14 protein-coding genes are annotated in these 16,981 nt (G+C 69.3%); 8 read left to right on the forward strand and 6 right to left on the reverse strand.

The window, feature by feature from the left end:
* Nucleotides 1-22: 22 nt before the first annotated feature.
* The 3 genes from QNJ30_02600 to QNJ30_02610 are packed head-to-tail and all read right to left on the reverse strand — an operon-like array spanning nt 23 to nt 2,911.
* On the reverse strand, nt 23-973 hold the full coding sequence (locus tag QNJ30_02600; protein MDJ0942321.1) for an exo-alpha-sialidase: 951 nt from the start codon (nt 971-973) through the stop codon (nt 23-25).
* A complete protein-coding gene (locus QNJ30_02605; protein MDJ0942322.1) occupies nt 970-2,520 on the reverse strand; it encodes a gamma-glutamyltransferase in 1,551 nt (516 codons plus the stop codon). Before QNJ30_02605 ends, QNJ30_02600 begins: the two co-directional genes overlap by 4 nt.
* 31 nt (nt 2,521-2,551) lie before the next feature.
* Nucleotides 2,552-2,911: a hypothetical protein gene (locus QNJ30_02610; GenBank protein ID MDJ0942323.1), complete on the reverse strand. Its 360-nt coding sequence runs from the start codon at nt 2,909-2,911 to the stop codon at nt 2,552-2,554.
* A 302-nt stretch (nt 2,912-3,213) separates the two neighbouring features.
* Here QNJ30_02610 and QNJ30_02615 point away from each other — a divergent pair, with 302 nt between their 5' ends.
* From QNJ30_02615 to QNJ30_02625, 3 genes are read left to right on the forward strand one after another with little or no spacing between them, the layout of a single operon-like run.
* Nucleotides 3,214-5,046, forward strand: a complete 1,833-nt coding sequence (locus QNJ30_02615) for an alpha/beta fold hydrolase (GenBank protein MDJ0942324.1) — start codon at nt 3,214-3,216, stop codon at nt 5,044-5,046.
* A gap of 37 nt (nt 5,047-5,083) precedes the next feature.
* Nucleotides 5,084-5,656 (forward strand): hypothetical protein, encoded by a 573-nt coding sequence (locus QNJ30_02620; protein MDJ0942325.1) that lies wholly within the window; start codon nt 5,084-5,086, stop codon nt 5,654-5,656.
* Nucleotides 5,657-5,705: 49 nt separating this feature from the next.
* Nucleotides 5,706-6,641 carry a DUF5996 family protein gene (locus QNJ30_02625; GenBank protein ID MDJ0942326.1) on the forward strand — a complete coding sequence of 312 codons (936 nt, stop codon included), beginning with the start codon at nt 5,706-5,708 and terminating at the stop codon, nt 6,639-6,641.
* 9 nt (nt 6,642-6,650) lie between these two features.
* Here the strand turns inward: QNJ30_02625 and QNJ30_02630 are convergent, their stop codons facing one another.
* Together QNJ30_02630 and QNJ30_02635 are read right to left on the reverse strand one after the other, a co-directional pair.
* Nucleotides 6,651-7,484 carry a universal stress protein gene (locus QNJ30_02630; protein MDJ0942327.1) on the reverse strand — a complete coding sequence of 278 codons (834 nt, stop codon included), beginning with the start codon at nt 7,482-7,484 and terminating at the stop codon, nt 6,651-6,653.
* Complete coding sequence (locus tag QNJ30_02635; GenBank protein MDJ0942328.1) at nt 7,481-9,910, reverse strand: AAA family ATPase; 2,430 nt, start codon at nt 9,908-9,910, stop codon at nt 7,481-7,483. The genes QNJ30_02630 and QNJ30_02635 overlap by 4 nt, the downstream gene beginning before the upstream one ends.
* A gap of 245 nt (nt 9,911-10,155) precedes the next feature.
* Between QNJ30_02635 and QNJ30_02640 the strand changes: the two genes are divergently transcribed.
* The 3 genes from QNJ30_02640 (at nt 10,156) to QNJ30_02650 (ending at nt 14,713) form a co-directional block, all read left to right on the forward strand.
* Nucleotides 10,156-11,490, forward strand: coding sequence for a nicotinate phosphoribosyltransferase (locus QNJ30_02640; protein MDJ0942329.1), 1,335 nt, complete (start codon nt 10,156-10,158; stop codon nt 11,488-11,490).
* Entirely contained in the window at nt 11,487-12,722 is a 1,236-nt protein-coding gene (locus tag QNJ30_02645) for a cation:proton antiporter (GenBank protein ID MDJ0942330.1), read from the forward strand. The genes QNJ30_02640 and QNJ30_02645 overlap by 4 nt, the downstream gene beginning before the upstream one ends.
* A gap of 77 nt (nt 12,723-12,799) precedes the next feature.
* Nucleotides 12,800-14,713 (forward strand): PAS domain S-box protein, encoded by a 1,914-nt coding sequence (locus tag QNJ30_02650; protein ID MDJ0942331.1) that lies wholly within the window; start codon nt 12,800-12,802, stop codon nt 14,711-14,713.
* A gap of 15 nt (nt 14,714-14,728) precedes the next feature.
* Here QNJ30_02650 and QNJ30_02655 read toward each other — a convergent pair whose 3' ends face one another.
* Entirely contained in the window at nt 14,729-15,463 is a 735-nt protein-coding gene (locus QNJ30_02655) for a response regulator (GenBank protein MDJ0942332.1), read from the reverse strand.
* Nucleotides 15,464-15,706: 243 nt separating this feature from the next.
* Between QNJ30_02655 and QNJ30_02660 the strand changes: the two genes are divergently transcribed.
* Together QNJ30_02660 and QNJ30_02665 are read left to right on the forward strand one after the other, a co-directional pair.
* Nucleotides 15,707-15,934: a hypothetical protein gene (locus QNJ30_02660; GenBank protein MDJ0942333.1), complete on the forward strand. Its 228-nt coding sequence runs from the start codon at nt 15,707-15,709 to the stop codon at nt 15,932-15,934.
* Nucleotides 15,935-16,147: 213 nt separating this feature from the next.
* Nucleotides 16,148-16,870, forward strand: coding sequence for a helix-turn-helix domain-containing protein (locus tag QNJ30_02665; GenBank protein ID MDJ0942334.1), 723 nt, complete (start codon nt 16,148-16,150; stop codon nt 16,868-16,870).
* The last annotated feature ends 111 nt before the right edge of the window (nt 16,871-16,981 follow it).

The following is a 16,981-nucleotide window of genomic DNA, read 5'->3' on the forward strand; positions in this document are numbered from 1 at the left end:
GGCGAGCCTTTGGGGGTTTGCGCTACAGCTCCGCCGGATCGATGACTCCGTGTTTGATCCTCCGCCGGTTCCAGGTGTAGGCGACATTGACCCGGTCGTTCCGGTCCAGGATCACCGCAGGATAGGAGAATTCGCCGGGTTCGTCCTCCAGCACCATCACGTCTTTCCAGTCCCGGCCGTCGCGGGACACTGCGATGTTGAGCGGGCTGCGATCGCGGGTGCTGCGGTTGTAGACCAGCAGGGCCCTGCCGTCCCGTAACATTACTGCGTCGATGCCGCTGTCCGGATTGGGCAGGTTCGTCGCCGCCATCGGGCTCCAGCTCCGGCCGCCGTCCTCCGACCAGCACTCGGTGACGACGCCCTGGCGGGAGCGGTTCAGGATCTGCAGCCGGCCGCCGCCGTAGTCCAGGATCGCCGGCTGGATCGCCGTGAACTCCTCGCGGCGGTTCAGGGGACCGATCAGGTCCCAGGTCGCGCCGCGGTCGCTCGAGCGCTCGAGGTGGACCCGCCAGCCGGCGTGCTCGCTGCTCGAGGGGCTGAGCCAGCTGCCGTCGGCCAGCTCGATCGGCTTGTTCTTGATCGGCCCCAGGATCCCCTCGGGCAGGCGCCGGGGACTCGACCAGGTGGCGCCGCCGTCCTCCGAGGCCATGACCTCGCCCCACCAGCGGCTCGGGCTGCGCCCGACCTTGAAGAACAGCAGCAGCGGACCTTCCGCGGGCTGGAACAGGACCGGGTTCCAGCAGGGGTAGCGGCGCCACCGGCCCAAACGACCATCCGGAATCCCGTTCGCGACCTCGACCGGCCGTGACCAGGCGCCGGCCTCCTGCTGGGCGACCCAGATCCCGACGTCGCGATGCTTCTCCCGGGTCCCGGCGAACCAGGCGGCGATCAGGCCCCGCTCCGTCGCCGCCAGGGTCGCGGCGTGCGCCGAGGGGAAGGGCGCTTCCTCGTATATGAAGCCGGACTTCTTCATCGCGCGCCGATCGCCGCCGCCACCGGCGAAGGCAGCTGGGTCGCGCCCAGGCAGGCCTCGCCCTCGCGAAGGGCTATCACCGGGTTGGCGTAGTGGTTCGGGGTCAGCACGGCCTCGACCAGGCGGACCGGCAGCGCTTCGGCGATGCTCTTGGCGACCGCATCGCCCAGCCTGGGGTCGACCTCGACCTCGGGGCCGCCGTCGACGTTGATCCGCGGCTGCCGGACCGCGGCTTCCAGCGGCAGGCCGCAATCGATCAGGAAGGAGGCGACCTGGAACACGGCCGGCAGGATGCGCCGGCCGCCGGAGCCGCCCAGGGCGAACCAGGGACGCCCGTCGCGGGTCGCGACCAGCGGACACATGTTGCACAGGGGCCGCTTGCCGGGCGCGATGGAGTTGGGTCGTCCCGGACGGGGATCGAACCACATGATCCCGTTGTTCAGCAGCACGCCGGTGCCGGGCGAAACCACCTTGGCGCCGAAGGGCGAGAGCAGGGTGTTGGTCAGGGCGACCAGGTTGCCCCGGGCGTCGGCGACCGAGACCTGGGTCGTGCAGCCCTGGCCGGCCTGGTCCCCGTCGTGGCCGATCTCCGCCAGGCGCCGCCGGTAGGCCTCGGTAAGCGCCCGGGCGTAGGCGGCGAAGGCCTCGGGCCCGGGCGCGCCCTCGGCGACCGGGCCGAGCGCGTCCAGGGCGTCGGCGAAGCTCGGTCCGGCGGTCAGGCCCGGCGGCAGGTGGATCCTTACGTCACCCCGATCGACCGCCAGGGGCTCGACCACCCGGGCCTCGTAGCCGGCCAAGTCCTCGGCCGAGAGAACGCCGCCCAGGGCAGCGACGTCGGCGACCAGGGTCTCCGCGACGGCGCCGCGATAGAAATCCTCGGGGCCGGCCTCGGCCAGGCGGCGCAGGGTCGCGGCCAGTCGGCCGAGGTCCAGCTTCAGCTTGCCGATCTCGGTCGCGACCGGCGGCAGGCCGTCGGGCAGATAGACCGCGGCGGCGGCTTCGTTCTCGCGCAGGGCGGCGGCGTCGCGGGCGACCAAGAGGGTGGTCCACCAGTCGACGATATGGCCTTGCTCGGCGAGCTCGACCGCCGGTGCCAGGACCTCGGCCCAGGGCAGGCTGCCGAAGCGGGCCAGGGCGAGGCCGAGGCCGGCGACGCTGCCCGGCACGCCGAGCGAAAGGGGGCCGCGGACGTTCCGCGCGCCCTCGACGCCGGGCCAGCCGAAGAGGTCGCCGTCCGCGCCGGCCTCGCTGCCGAGGGGGTAGGTGGCCGGATCGAGGTTCAGCGGCGCGACCGTGCCGAAATCGACCACCCGGACGGCCTCGTCCTCGGCGCCGTAGACGACCATGTAGCCGCAGCCGCCCAGGCCGCTCATCCAGGGCTCGGCGACCGCCAGGGCGCAGGCGGTGGCCACGGCGGCGTCGACCGCGTTGCCGCCGGCCGTCAGGACCTCGGCGCCGGCCTGCGCCGCGCGCCAGTTCTGCGCTGCCACCACGCCCTTGGCGGCGCGGATCACGGGCTTGGATATCTGCCAGTTCTCGATCGGCATGGCGGTCGTTCGGCCCTCCAGGCGGTCTCGCTTAACCGATAATTGTCCAAGCCTTACCAAGAGCTAGACGGTCGGACCAAGGCAAATCCGGACCCTTGAACATGACCAGGATCGGCGAAGCCGCCGAGCGGGCGGGCACCAACGCGTTCTCGAGACCGGGCAGGCCCCGGAGAAACTCGATGTCGGGCGCTGCACGCTCTGGCCCCGCGCGCGCCGCAACAAGGGCCTGACCACTCAGATCGCCGAGATCTTCAGCCTTTCGCGCGGCCGTGGCAAGCTCACGCCCGAGGAGTACTACTTCTTCGGGTTCTGCGACGACAACCGCTTCGCCAGCGAGGAAAAGGGCCGCTTCATCGGACGCAAAGGGACCACGCAGCTCCACCACAAGCACCTTTCTTCTCTTCTTGTTTTCACGGCACTGTCCACGACAGGCTGCCGGCCGCCGGCGGTCCCCGAAATGGGGCCGCCGCGATCTTGACCCACGTCAAGGCGGGGCGCGGGCGGTGCCGCTAGTGTCCTTGCGAGGCTTGGGCAGCTCCCCTGCGCTGCTTTCGAGCCTTCGGTTTGCCGGACAAGGGATGCTGGAACCCCATGGACGAGGAACGCGCTTCGACCGCCTCCGAAACCCTTCTCCAGTCTTCATCGACGAAGGCGCGGAGGCGGCGCTCCGGCAAGAGTGGTGAGCGACGCGCCGTGTCCAGGGCGCCGGCCGGGGAGGGGGTACGCCCGGCCGAGCTCCCGCAGCCCTGTCCGGCAGCCGTACTGCCGCGCGACGGCGCGGAGCCGGCGCCCGGCTTCGAACCCCACGAGCACAAGTACGACAGCCTCGACCGGGCCCTGGCCGCCAACCTCGCGCGGCTGACCGCCGGCGTTTCGCCGAGCGTCCTCTGGCTCGCCTATCTGGACTGGCTGACCCATATCGGCCTGTCGCCCAGCAAGGGCGCGCAGCTCGTCGAGAAGGCCGTCCGCAAGAACCTCCGGCTGGCCCTGCACGCCCAGCAGGCCATGGCGGATCCGGAGACGCCGCCCTGTATCGAGCCCCTGCCGCAGGACAAGCGCTTCGACGGCGAAGCCTGGCGGCAGTGGCCCTACAACCTGCTCTATCAGAGCTTTCTGCTGACCCAGCAGTGGTGGCATGTCGCGACCAGCGAGTTGACCGGCATGGACCGGCGCAACGAGCGGATCGTGAACTTCGTGACCCGGCAACTGCTCGACATGGTCTCGCCTTCAAACCTGCCCTGGCTCAACCCCGAGGTCCGGGAGACGACCTTGCGTGAGGGCGGCGCCAACCTGCTGCACGGTGCCGAGAACTTCATCGACGACTGGGAGCGCGCCGTCGCCGGCAAGCGGCCGGCCGGGGCCGAGCGCTTTCGGGTCGGGCGCGATGTCGCGGTCACCCCGGGCAAGGTGATCCTGCGCAACCGCCTGATCGAGCTGATCCAATACGCGCCGGCGACCGAGACCGTCCACGCCGAGCCGGTGCTGGTCGTGCCGGCCTGGATCATGAAGTACTACATCCTCGATCTCTCGCCGCAGAACTCGCTGGTCAAGTATCTGGTCGAGCGCGGCCACACGGTCTTCATGATCTCCTGGCGCAACCCGACCTCCGAGGACCGGGACCTCAGGCTCGACGACTACCGGCGCCTGGGCATCCTGGCGGCCTTGGACGCCATCGACGCCGTGGTGCCGGAGCGCGACGTGCACGGCGTGGGCTATTGCCTCGGCGGCACCCTGCTGGCGATGGCCGCGGCCGCCCTGGCGCGCAACAGCGATCCGCGCTTCGCCAGCCTCTCGCTCCTGGCCTCGCAGATCGACTTCCGCCACAGCGGCGAGCTGATGCTCTTCATCAACGACAGTCAGGTCGACTACCTGGAGAGCCTGATGTGGGACCAGGGCTACCTGGACACCCACCAGATGGCGGGCGCGTTCCAGCAGCTGCGCTCCAACGACCTGATCTGGTCGCGCCTGGTGCAGGACTACCTGCTCGGCAAGCGGCGCGGGATGTCGGACCTCATGGCCTGGAACACCGATCTGACCCGCATGCCCTACGCCATGCACTCTGAGTACCTGCGCCGTTTCTTCCTGAACAACGACCTCGCCGGCGGCCGCTACGAGGTCGACGGCCGGCCGGTCGCGATCAGCGACATCCGGGCGCCGATCTTCGCCGTCGGGACCACCAAGGACCACGTCGCGCCCTGGCGCTCGGCCTACAAGATCAACCTGCTTGCGGATAGCGAGACCACCTTCCTGCTGACCACCGGCGGGCACAACGCCGGCGTGGTCAGCGAGCCGGACCATCGCAACCGCTCCTACCAGGTCGCGACCAAGAAGGAGACCGACTACTACGTCGATCCCGAGACCTGGCTCGCGCGGACGCCGCGCAAGGACGGCAGCTGGTGGCCGGAGTGGCAGGCCTGGCTCGCGGCCCGCTCCAACGGGCAGATCCCGGCCCCCAGTCTGGGCGCCGCCGAGGCCGGCTATCCGCCGCTGATGGACGCGCCCGGCAGCTACGTGCTGCAGCCCTGAGGCGAAGAGCCATCGATCACATTGGGGAGAGAAGCCGATGACGCCACCGGCCGAAACGCGGGATGACCTCGTGCGGGAGGCGGTCGGCGTCTTCCACGACGCCCGGGCCCTGGAAGCGGCGGTCGACAGCCTGATGAGCCATGGCTTCGACCGGGCCGAGATCAGCCTCCTGGCCGGCGAGCACGCGGTCGAGGCCAAGCTGGGCGCGCACTACCGGCGGGTCCAGGACCTGGAGGACGATCCGCAGGCGCCGCGTCGGGCTTTCGTCTCGACCGAGGCCATCGGCGACGCCCAGGGCGCCCTGATCGGCGGTCTGATCTACCTGGGCGGAGCGGCGACGGCAGGGGCCCTGGTCGCCACCGGCGGCTCGCTGATCGGCGCGGCGGTCGCCGCCGCCCTCGGCGGCGGAGCGGGCGGCCTGATCGGTTCGGTCCTGGCCGGGCTGATCGGTGACAGGCACGCCCGGGGACTGCAGGAACAGCTCGATCGCGGCGGCCTTCTGCTCTGGGTCCGGACCCGTGACGGCGAACACGAGGAAAAAGCCCTCGGCCTGCTCCGGGACGCCGGCGCCAGCGACGTTCACGTCCACGGCCTGATAGACAAGCCGTAGCTCCATCCCCATCTAAGGCTCTTTGAAGACGAGCCGAGAGAGGTGGGAAATGCCCGAGGTCTGGCCCGAGATTCCCTTCGAACCCTGGAAGGAGAGCTGCGCGACGCTGCATCTCTGGACCCAGATCGTCGGCAAGTACCGCCTTGCCCGCACGCCCTGGGTCAATCATTCCTGGCACGCGACCCTCTACCTCACGCCCCGCGGCCTCACCACCTCGGAGATCCCCGACGGCACGCGCGCGGTTCAGGTCGATTTCGACTTCATCGATCATGCGCTGATCGTCTCGGCGAGCGACGGCGCCCAGCAGCGGATCGAGCTGCAGCCGATGGCGGTCGCCGATTTCCACGCCCGTTTCCGGGACGCGCTCGAGGCGATCGGCGCTAACGCGTCCTTCCATTCGGCGCCCAACGAGGTGGCGAACCCGATTCCCTTCGCGCGTGACCGCGAGCACGCCGCTTACGACGCCGATGCGGTGCAGCGCTTCTGGCGGGCACTTCTGCGGATCGACCGGGTCTTCAAGCACTTCCGCACTGGCTTCCTGGGCAAGTGCTCGCCGGTCCATCTCTTCTGGGGCAGCTTCGATCTGGCGGTGACCCGTTTCTCCGGCCGAACGGCGCCGCCGCATCCCGGCGGCATCCCGGCCTTGCCCGACGAGATCACCCGGGAGGCCTATTCCCACGAGGTCAGCTCCGCCGGCTTCTGGCCCGGGGGCGGCCCCATCGACGACCCCGCCTTCTACGCCTACGCCTACCCGACGCCGGAGGGTTTCGCCGAGGCCGCAGTCGGGCCGAAGGACGCGGTCTTCGATCGGGACCTGGGTGAGTTCCTCCTGCCTTACGACGCGGTGCGCGGCGCCGCCGATCCCGAAGCGGTGCTTCTCGAGTTTCTGCAGACTACCTATGCCGCGGCCGCCGACCTTGCCGGCTGGGACCGCAGCGCCCTGGAGACGGAGCTGGGACGGCCCGGCGTGCCCCGGGCGGCCTGAGCCGGCGCGTCAGCGCAGAAGCAGGACCGGCACCTCCTGCGTTTCGAGCAGCCCCTCCAGGTCGAGCTTCGAGGCCAGCGGGCCGCGCTGGTCGACGACGAGCAGGCCCGCATCCCGGCGCTGGACCAGGTCGTGGATCGCGGCGGCCTCGGCCGCGTCCAGGCGCTCGACCCGGCCGCGAAGTCCGGCCTCCCGCAGCCAGGTCGCTGCCTCGCCCTCCAGTGCCGCGGCGCGTTCCGGCGTGTCGGCCAGGACCCCGACGATCAGGGAGCAGGCGAAGACGCGCGCCAGCTGCGCGGTCAGCGGCAGGGCACGCGCGCCGCCTTCGTAGAGCGCGACCAGGGGACAGCCGGCCCGCTTGCCGCTGCGCGAGACCAGCACCGAGCAGGAGGCCGCCATCGCCGTACGGCGCGCCGTCGCGCCCAGCGGTGCGGTCCGGACCGCCGGCCGGCTGGTCCGGCCCAGCGCCACCAGGTCGAAGTCTCCCGCTTCGGCGACGACGGCCTCGGCGCTGCTGCCTTGGGCGATCCGGAAGGACCACTTGATCTGCCATTGCTCGGCCGTGCGCTCGAGGGCCGCGCGAGCCTCCGCGGCCTGCACCTTGAAGGCGCGGCGCAGCATGGCCGGATCCAGCGATCCTGTGCCTCGGGCGCCGACCAGCCGCGTGACCGGCAGCTCGGCCATCCTCAGCAGGTCGCTGTCCTCGACGAAGAGGCCGACCAGCTCGGCGTTGAGCCCCTCTGCCAGCCGGGCCGCCGCCTCCAGCGCCGCGCGGCTCTGCTCCGAGACGTCTAGGGCGACCAGGATGCGGCGCAGCGCCAGCTCGGCTTCCGGCGCCGTCATGGCTTCTCCTCCTCGCTCTCGCCGCGGGCGAAGGCCCGCCGCTGCTCGGCCAGCTCGATCAGGCGGGCCTCGACCCTGTGGTTGAGGCTGTCCTCGGGAAAGCGGCCGTCCGCGCCCCGCTCGCCCGCCGGCAGGCCGGTCAGGATCTCGATGCCCTGCTCGATGCTGGCTACGGGATGGACCCGGAAGCGGCCCTCTGCCACCGCCTCGATCACGTCCGGGCGCAGCATCAGGTGCTTGACGTTGGAGGCGGGGATCAGCACGCCCTGCTCCCCGGTCAGCCCGCGTTCGGCGCAGAGGTCGAAGAAGCCTTCGATCTTCTCGTTCACCCCGCCGATCGCCTGGACCTCGCCGTGCTGGTTGACCGAGCCCGTCACCGCGAAGGACTGCTTGATCGGGACCTCGGCGATGGCCGAGAGCAGGGCGTAGAGCTCGGCCGAGGAGGCGCTGTCGCCGTCGACGCCGCCATAGGACTGCTCGAAGACCAGGCTGGCCGAGAGGGAGAGCGGCCGGTCGCTGGCATAGTGCGAGCTGAGGAAGCCGCGCAGGATCAGCACGCCCTTGGAGTGAAGGGGTCCGCCCAGCTCGACCTCGCGTTCGATGTCGACCAGGTCGCCGCGGCCGAGGCGCACCCGCGCGGTGATCCGGCTCGGCCGGCCGAAGGCGAAGCCGCCCAGGCTGAGCACCGAGAGGCCGTTGATCTGCCCGACCTTGGCGCCGCGGTCGTCGATCAGCACGGTGCCGCGGAGGATCTGCTCCTGCATGCGCTGGCGCACCCGGTCCTGGCGGTAGATCTGCTTGTCGATGGCCTTCTGCACGTCGGCGCGCTCGACCACCTTGCGGCCCTCGGTCCGCGCCCAATGGTCCGCCTCGCGCAGCAAGTCGGCGACGGTATCGGTCTTGGCCGAAAGCCGCTCGGCGTCACCGGCCTGGCGTGCCGCTTGTTCCAGGACCCGGCCGACCGCCTCGCGCCCGAAGGGGCGCAGCTTGTTCTCGCGCACCAGGGTTGCGACCTGCCGAGCGTAGAGCCGATCGTTGGGTTCACTGCGGTCGATCAGCTCGTCGAAATCCGCCGAGACCTTGAAGAGGTCGGCGAACTCCGGGTCGTAGAAGGACAGCAGGTAATAGAGCTGACGATCGCCGATCAGGACGATCTTGAGGTTCAGCGGGATCGGCTCCGGCTCAAGCGATGTCGTGCTCAGCAGGCCCATCATGTGGGCCAGCGGCTCGGTCCGGATCTCCTTTGCGAAGAGGGCTCGCTTTAAGCCGTCCCACGCCAAGGGGCGCATCAAAACCTTGCGCACGTCGAGGATCAGGTAACCGCCGTTCGCTTTGTGCAGGGCCCCCGCACGAATCATGTTGAAGTCGGTGACCAGTGCGCCCAGCTCGGCACGGTGCTCGATATAACCTACCAGGCGGTCATAGGTCGGATTGTCCTCGTAGATGACGGGCGCCCGGCCTTCCGGACCGTTGTGGACGATGAGGTTCACCAGATAGCGGCGGAAAGCATCGCTGCCCGTCTCGCCCTCGCGGGCCACCCTCGGCCCCGCACCCTGCTTGGGTTGCTGGAGGAAGAGTTCTACGTTGCCGATCACGTCCTGCTGCACCTGCTCCAAGTACTCCAGGATCTTGGGCAGGTCTGCATAGGCGTCGCGCAGGGAGCCGATCAGATGGCCGACTGCCAGCTCGGCAGTTTCCTGGTTCAAGGCCCGCACCCTCTCGCGGGTCTCCTTAATCCAGATCGGGGTCTTCTCGAGCGCCGCCTGGAGGCGTTTCTGCAGCTCTTCGATGTCGGCCTCGATCTTCTCGCGGGCCTCCTTAGGGAAATGCTCGAAGACCTCCGGCGGAACTAGCTTGCCCTCGCTGACCGGCGCGAAAGCGAAACCGATCGGCGTGCGGACCAGAGCCAGGCCCTTCTCTTTGGCCGCCGCCTCGATCTCCGAGACCGAAGCCTGCTGCCGTTCCTTCAGCTCCTCCTCGATCACCTGTCGGCGGGTCCGGTACTCCTCGCTCTCGAAGGCGCTGATCAAGACGTCGTGCAGGTCCGTGACCAGCCGTGCCATGTCCTCCTTGAAGGCTCTGCCGCGTCCGGGTGGCAGCTCAATCGCCTTGGGTGCGTGGGCCTCGCGGAAGTTGTTCACGTAGCACCAGTCGGCCGGTGCGGGTTGCTCTGCGGCCTTGGCATCGAGGAAACGGCGGACGATGCCGTGCTTGTCAAGGCCTTCGGGCCCGAGGGCGAAGATGTTGTACCCCGGCTGTTCGATGCCCACGGCGAAGAGAATCGCTTCGACGGCGCGCGCTTGTCCGATGACCTCGCCCAGGTCCTCGAGGTCGTCGGTGGTCTCGAAGGTCAATCCGGAGGTGTCGCAGCGCCAGCAGAGCTGCTCTGCGGCCAGCGGCGCGCCGCCTTTGATTTCGCCGGGCAAGTCTCGATCTCCTGGTTCTCGAGCAAAGCAGCCGACATGCTCACAGATTCTGCGACGCCGGGCAAAGCCTCCGATCTACTTTTCCCGGCGCCGCCGATCCATTGATTTGAGTCAAGGTGCCCGCGGCGCGTCGGCCGCACCCTGGTGTTGCCCATCCAGGGCCCTTCTTCCTTTGTTCGATGGCCGCGCGATCCATGGTTTCCTCGCACGATCCGTCAGGCCCACAGCCCGCCTTCGGCAGCGGCTTGCTGCTTACCGACCTCTATCAGCTGAACATGCTGCAGGCCTATCTCGAAGCCGGCATGACCGAGACCGCGGTATTCGAGTTCTTCGTGCGCAAGCTGCCGCCAAGCCGCAACTTCCTGATGGCCGCCGGCCTGGAAAGTGTCGTGGACTTCCTGGAAGGCGCCGCCTTTACAGCCCCCGAGCTGGAATGGCTCCGCGGCAGCGGCCGCTTCTCGGCGGCCTTCGTCGACCACCTGGAGGGCTTCCGCTTCACTGGCGCGCTCCACGCCCTGCGTGAAGGCACGATCTGCTTTCCCGACGAGCCGCTGCTGCGTCTGACCGCGCCGCTGCCGGAGGCGCAGTTGCTGGAGACCCGGATCATCAACCTGCTGCACTTCCAGACCGTGATCGCCTCCAAGGCGGCGCGCATGGTCCTGGCCGCGCCGGGCAAGACCCTGGTCGACTTCGGCCTGCGCCGCGCTCACGGTGCGGAGGCCGGCCTTCTGGCGGCACGGGCGAGCTACCTGGCCGGTTTTGCCGGCAGCGCGACGACCCCGGTGGCGGGGCTCTACGAGGTTCCGATCTACGGCACCATGGCGCATTCCTTCATCCAGGCACATGACGACGAGGAAGCCGCCTTCGAAAACTTCGCGAGGGCCCGCCCCGAGGCGGTGGTGCTGTTGCTCGACACCTACGACACCCTGGCCGCGGCCCGGACCGTGATCCGCCTGGCGCCCCGGCTGGCCCAGCGCGGGATCACGATCCGCGGGGTGCGGCTGGACAGCGGGGACCTCGCCGAAGAGGCGCGGGCGGTGCGCCGGCTCCTCGACCGGGCGGGCCTGGAGCGCATACAGATCTTTGCCAGCGGCGGCCTCGACGAGATCCTGCTGGCGCGCTACCACGCCGAGGCGGTGCCCATCGATGGCTACGGGATCGGCACCAGCCTGACCACGGCTTCGGACGCCCCGGCACTCGACTGCGCCTACAAGCTTCAGGAATATGCCGGGCGGCCGAAGCGCAAGGTCTCGACCGGCAAGGCGACCTGGCCGGGCCGCAAGCAGGTCTACCGGCACTACGGCCACGACACGGTCATGGCCGGCGACGTCCTGACCTGCGAAGGCGACAGCCAGGGCGGCCAGGCCCTGATCGCGCCGGTCATGCGAGGCGGACGCAGGATGGCGTCGCTGCCCGGCCTGGAAGACGCCCGCGCCCACGCCGCGGCCGAGCTGGGCCGCCTGCCGGCCGCGCTGAGATCGCTGGACCCGGCGCCGGCCTACCCGGTCGAGGTCTCGGCCGCCCTGCGCGACCTGGCCGAGGAGGCCGACCGGGCGCGGCAGGAGGCCGGCGGCGCGTGACCGCGATCCTCGAGGTCCTGGTCGTCCTTCTGGCGGCGCGGATCTTCGGGCGGCTTGCGGTCGCCTGCCATCAGTCGTCCTCGATCGGCGAGATCCTGGCCGGCGTGGTGCTGGCCCTGGCGCTGGTCAGCCTGCCGGTCGAGTTGCCCCTGCTTGCCGGGCTGAAGGGCAGCGAGGCGGTCGAGCTGATCGGCGAGGTCGGGATCTTCCTGCTTCTGCTGCTGACCGGCATCGAGATGGAGCCGAAGGAGATTGCCGAGCACTCCCGCGAGGCGGTGCTGGTGGCCTGCGGCGGCATGCTGCTGCCCCTGGCCCTGGGCTGTCTGCTCGGCTGGGCGGTCCTGCCGCCCTCCGACCTGAAGCAGGGCCAGGTCCTGATCATCGGCATCGGGCTCTCGATCTCGGCGATCCCCGTGGCGGCCAAGGTCTTTATGGAGCTCGGCCTGCTGCATCAGGCGGTCGGCGAGATCGTCATCGCCGCGGCGGTGATCGACGACATCCTTGGGCTGGTCCTCCTGGCGATCGCCAGCCATCTGATCATCCAGGGCGACCTGCCGGACCTGGCCGCGCTGCTACTGCTGCTGGGCGCTGTGGGCGTCTTCTTCGGGGTTGCGATCGGGCTCGGCCTCCACGTCTACGGACCGCTGTGGCGCTGGCTTCACGTCCACCACGGCGAGGCCATGAGCCTGAGCGCCCTGCTCCTCTTCGCTCTCGGGCTCGGCGCCCTGGCCGAGCTGCTGGGCCTGCACTTCGTGCTCGGCCCCTTCGTCGCCGGGCTCTTCTTCGAGACGGGTCGGGTCGGCGTCGAGGCCTACGAACGGGTCAAGGCCGTGGTCGGGACCGTCACCTCCGCGGTCGCCGCACCGGTCTTCTTCGCCTGGATCGGCCTGCAGCTCGACCTCGATGCCTTCACGACGGTGCCCGAGTTCCTCGCCGCCCTGATCGCCCTGGCCTTTCTCGGCAAGCTGATCGGGGCCGGACTCCCGGCCTACTTGTGCGGCCTCGGGCCGCGCCATGCGCTGGCCATCGGCATCGGCCTGAGCGGTCGCGGTGCCGTCGAGCTGGTGATCGCCAGCATCGCCCAGAAGTCCGGCCTCTTCCTGGCCGGCGACGGGGCGCATCCGATCGTCGGCAACCTCTTCTCCGCCCTGGTGATCACCGCCGTGGCGACGACCCTGGTCGTGCCGATCGGGCTGCGCTGCCTCCTGGGCTGGCGTCGGCGGCCACCCTGACGGCCTTTTACCCCGCGCCGCCGAGCAGCTAGGCTACTCGCGCGGAGTTGATCCCGAGCAGTGAGGGATGGCCGACATTGTCCTCCGACCCTGAGGCGCCGAAACGCTCGGAGAAGGCCCCGGACACCGAGGCTTCGCTTGTAATCGTGCTCGATGCCGAGGGGCGGATCGTGCTGATGAACGAGGCCTGCGAGGCCCTGACCGGCCGGGATCAAGCCGAGGTGCGCGGACGCCGGATCTGGGATTGCCTCGTGCCGCCGGAAGAGGCGGAGACGATGCAAGGCAGCATCGCCGAGCTCTGGCAGAACCATGACGGCGGCGCGGGCCACTGCGACCTGATCGACCGCAGCGGTGACAGACGGCGCGTGTCATGGTCCCACGCCCTAGTGCGCGACCCTGCCGGGACCCCGCAGCTGCTGATCTGTACCGGCGTAGACGTGAGCCTGGAGGGGACCGCCCGTGCCGCCGCCGAAGAGCGCCAGGCGCGCCTGCGGGCGATCCTCGAAAGCGCCGTCGACGCGATCATCACCATCAACGACGAGGGCGTGATCGAAAGCCTGAACCCGGCGGCCGAGCGTCTCTTCGGCTATTCGGCCGCGGAGATGATCGGCCACAACGTCAGCCTCCTGATGCCCGAGCCGCACCGCAGCGCCCACGACAGCTACATCCGCCACTACCTGGACAGCGGCGAGCGGCGGATCATCGGGATCGGCCGCGAAGTGGAGGCCCGGCGCAAGGATGGCACCACCTTTCCGGCCGGCCTGTCGGTCAGCGAGGTGGTCTTCGACGGCCGCCGGCTCTTTACCGGGATCGTGCACGACAACTCGGCCCGGAGGGCGGCCGAGGAACAGCTCCACCACGCTCAGAAGATGGAGGCGGTCGGCCAGCTTACGGGCGGTATAGCGCACGATTTCAACAACTTGCTGACCGTGGTCATTGGCAACCTGGAAATGCTGGAGACCCGGGTCACCGACGACAAGTCACGCGCCCTGGTCCGCCAGGCGGAGGAGGCGGCCGAACTCGGCGCCGAGCTGATCGACCGCCTGCTGACCTTCGCCCGGCGCCGGTCGCTGGCGCCCCGGAGCCTCGATCTCAACGACCTGATCCTGGGCCTGGACGACATCCTGCGGCGGGCCCTGGGCGAGACGATCGACCTCAGCATCCTGCTTTCGCCCGGTCTCTGGCAGGTCCGCAGCGATCCGGGTCAGCTCGAAAATGCGTTGCTGAACCTCTGCCTCAACGCCCGCGATGCCTTGTGGAACGGCGGGCGGGTCACGGTCGAGACGTCAAACGCCGAAATCGACAGCGAGACCATGGCCGGCGATCCGGAAGTCAGGTCCGGCAGCTATGTCCGGCTCGCGGTCTCGGACAGCGGTCCGGGCATGCCGCCCGAGGTGCGCGACCGGGCCTTCGAGCCCTTCTTCACGACCAAGGAGCCCGGCGTCGGTACCGGCCTGGGGCTCAGCATGGTTTACGGCTTCGCCAAGCAGTCCGGGGGTTTTGCCAGGATCAAGAGCGAGCCGGGCTGCGGGACCACGGTCAGTCTGTTCCTGCCGCGCTGGCAAGGGGCAGCCGCCGACGCGCCGCCCGCAGCCACGGTTACCAGAGGCACTCGGGGGCGGGGCGAGACCATCCTCGTGGTCGAAGACGACGCCCGCTTGCGCCAAGTGACCGTCCAGCGCCTGATATCGCTCGGGTACGAGGTGCGGGAGGCCGCCAGCGGCCGCGCCGCGCTGGAGGCCCTTGCGGAGCACGACGGCATCGCCCTGCTGTTCACCGACATCATCATGCCCGGGGGCATGAGCGGGCCCGAGCTCGCCGCCGCGGTTCGAGAGAAGCACCCCGGGGTCAAGGTCCTCTACACCTCGGGCTATGCGGCTGAGGCCGCGGCACAGCGCAGCCTCCTGGGCCCGGGCGAAGCCCTGCTGCCGAAGCCCTATCGAAGGTCCGAGCTGGCGGTACAGCTTCGGCGGATCTTGGATCCGGACTGACGGCCCCCGGAGGGCTCAGGTGGCCGCGACCTCGGGCGTGAAGACATAGCCGATGCCGCGGACCGTCTTGATCAGCGAGGGATTCTTGGGGTCGGCCTCGATCTTCTTGCGCAGCCGTCCGACCTGGGTGTCGATGCTGCGATCGAAAGGACTCCAATCGCGTCCGCGCAGCCTGTCCATCAGCTGGTCGCGGTTGAGTGGCCGGTTGGGAGATTGGAGGAAGGCCAGCAGGAGGTTGAACTCCCCGGTGGTCAGCTCCACCTCGGCGCCGTTGGAATCGCGCAGCTCACGGCGCCTGGGGTCGAGAGTCCAGCCGGCGAAGACCAGCTGGCCGCTTTGCCGGCTGGGGTCGCCGACCCTGGCTTCCGGGGCGGGAGCCGGCGCGCAACGGCGCAGGACGGCGCGGATGCGGGCCAGGACCTCGCGCAGATGGAAGGGCTTGGCGATGTAGTCGTCGGCGCCGACCTCCAAGCCGATGATGCGATCCAGCATTTCGCCCTTGCCGGTAATCATGATGACCGGCACACTCGACTGCTGGCGCAGTTCGCGCAGCAGGGCCAAGCCGTCGTCTCCCGGTATCACCTGATCGAGCAGCACTAGATCGACCTCGGCGGCGGCCAACTCCTTGCGCAACTGCTTGCCGCTCTCCGCCTGGCTGACCTTGAAACCCTGCTCCTCGAGATAGGTGGCGAGCATCTCCCGGATCCGCCGGTCGTCGTCGACGATCAGTATGTGTGCCGGCGAGTCCACGAATCCCGGTCTCCAGTTCCCACTGGGTATCTAAAAGCCCTGAGGGCCCTCCCTCTCGCCCGGTCGGCGCCGGGCTTTCTTCTTGAGTAGCATGAAGTTGCAGAGTGACACAAAAAAGCTGCAGCCCCGCAGCCGCAACTTCGGCACACTGACGTCGCCAGGGTATTGCGTCGTCGCGGCAACGGGGCGGACGGCCTCCGCCGCACGTTCGCTTGCGCAGGGCCCACGACTTGGGAGGTGCAAATGCCCGATCAACCCCGCAATGGCGAAAAGGCCAAGGCCTGGTCGACGATGAAGGCCGCGGTCCGTGCCTACGCTCACGACCCCTCTGGGCACAATATGGTCGAGGTCGAGTCGGCCTGTAGCCGCTTGCGCCGGGTCGAAACCGACTCCCTGCTGGCCCGCGGCCAGGCCGCGGCGGCGGCCCCAGGAGGCGGTCCGCTTCGGAGCGAGGGGCGCGCCAAGGATTGACGCCGATGGTCTCGCTGTGTGAGGGGGCGGGACGCGACGGCGCCGAAGCGCGCTCGCTCCGTCACACTTCGTTACAAAGCCTTGCAAATTGACGCCGAGTTCCCCAGCGCGCGACATACGGCGGTGACGCGAGCCTGCTTCCCTAGGGACACGCGGGAGGGCTAGCGCGGCGCGCCGTCCTCCTTTGCATGTCGTCTTGTTGGGGAGGACAGAATGTTAGCGTTGAGGACCCAGAAGGCCCGGCGTTCCTGCGGACTGCGCAAGACCGGCTTTGCGGAGGGGCTGCCGGAAGGGCCCCTGGTCGATCTGTTTCTGGCCTCGGTCCGCAAGTCGGCGTCTGCGCGCGAGATCATCGTCTGCGAGGGCGACAGCAGCGAGAGCGTCTTCGAGGTCGTCGAGGGCGTGGTCAAGCTCTACAAGCTGACGCCGGACGGCCGGCGCCAGGTTACGGGCTTCGTCTATCCCGGACAGCTTTTCGGCCTGTCGCAGCAAGGCACCTGCATCTACACGGCCGAGGCGGTCACCCCGGTCACGGTCGTGCTCTACCCCCGGACCAAGCTGGACCACTTGGCCGCGCAGGTGCCCGGCTTGGCGCAGCGCTTGCTGGCGCTGGCGACCCGTGAGTTGATCACGGCACAGGAACAAATGCTCTTGCTCGGCCGAAAGACCGCGGTGGAGAAGATCGCCTCCTTCCTCGTTGCCCAGGCGGCCGACGCCGTCGCCCGCGGCGGCGATGGTGGCAGCCTCTACCTGCCGATGACCCGGGCCGACATCGGCGACTATCTCGGGCTGACCACCGAGACCGTCAGCCGCGTGTTCAAGCCGTTGAAAGAGCACGGAATTCTCTCTCTCCGGCATCAGAAGTACGTGGTCATCCATGACCATGCCAAGCTCATGGATCTGGCGAACGGCAACCTGCATGGCTTCGAGTACTGAAGCGTCGAGGAGGTCGGCGTGAGCCGGTTGCCCGAACCCTCCGACCCGGGGCACTCAGACAGGAACCGGCCTGTCGGGGGCGATCACTTCGCAGCCCGGCGGACTTTCGGT

The organism is Kiloniellales bacterium, from assembly GCA_030066685.1.
Taxonomy (GTDB): Bacteria; Pseudomonadota; Alphaproteobacteria; order Kiloniellales; family JAKSBE01; genus JAKSBE01.

Excerpts from the sequence above, each read along its gene's own strand:
- QNJ30_02600 (MDJ0942321.1), bottom strand. The coding sequence starts at position 973 with ATGAAGAAGTCCGGCTTCATATACGAGGAAGCGCCCTTCCCCTCGGCG.
- QNJ30_02605 (MDJ0942322.1), bottom strand. The coding sequence starts at position 2,520 with ATGCCGATCGAGAACTGGCAGATATCCAAGCCCGTGATCCGCGCCGCC.
- QNJ30_02620 (MDJ0942325.1), top strand. The coding sequence starts at position 5,084 with ATGACGCCACCGGCCGAAACGCGGGATGACCTCGTGCGGGAGGCGGTC.
- QNJ30_02625 (MDJ0942326.1), top strand. The coding sequence starts at position 5,706 with ATGCCCGAGGTCTGGCCCGAGATTCCCTTCGAACCCTGGAAGGAGAGC.
- QNJ30_02630 (MDJ0942327.1), bottom strand. The coding sequence starts at position 7,484 with ATGACGGCGCCGGAAGCCGAGCTGGCGCTGCGCCGCATCCTGGTCGCC.
- QNJ30_02660 (MDJ0942333.1), top strand. The coding sequence starts at position 15,707 with ATGCCCGATCAACCCCGCAATGGCGAAAAGGCCAAGGCCTGGTCGACG.
- QNJ30_02665 (MDJ0942334.1), top strand. The coding sequence starts at position 16,148 with ATGTTAGCGTTGAGGACCCAGAAGGCCCGGCGTTCCTGCGGACTGCGC.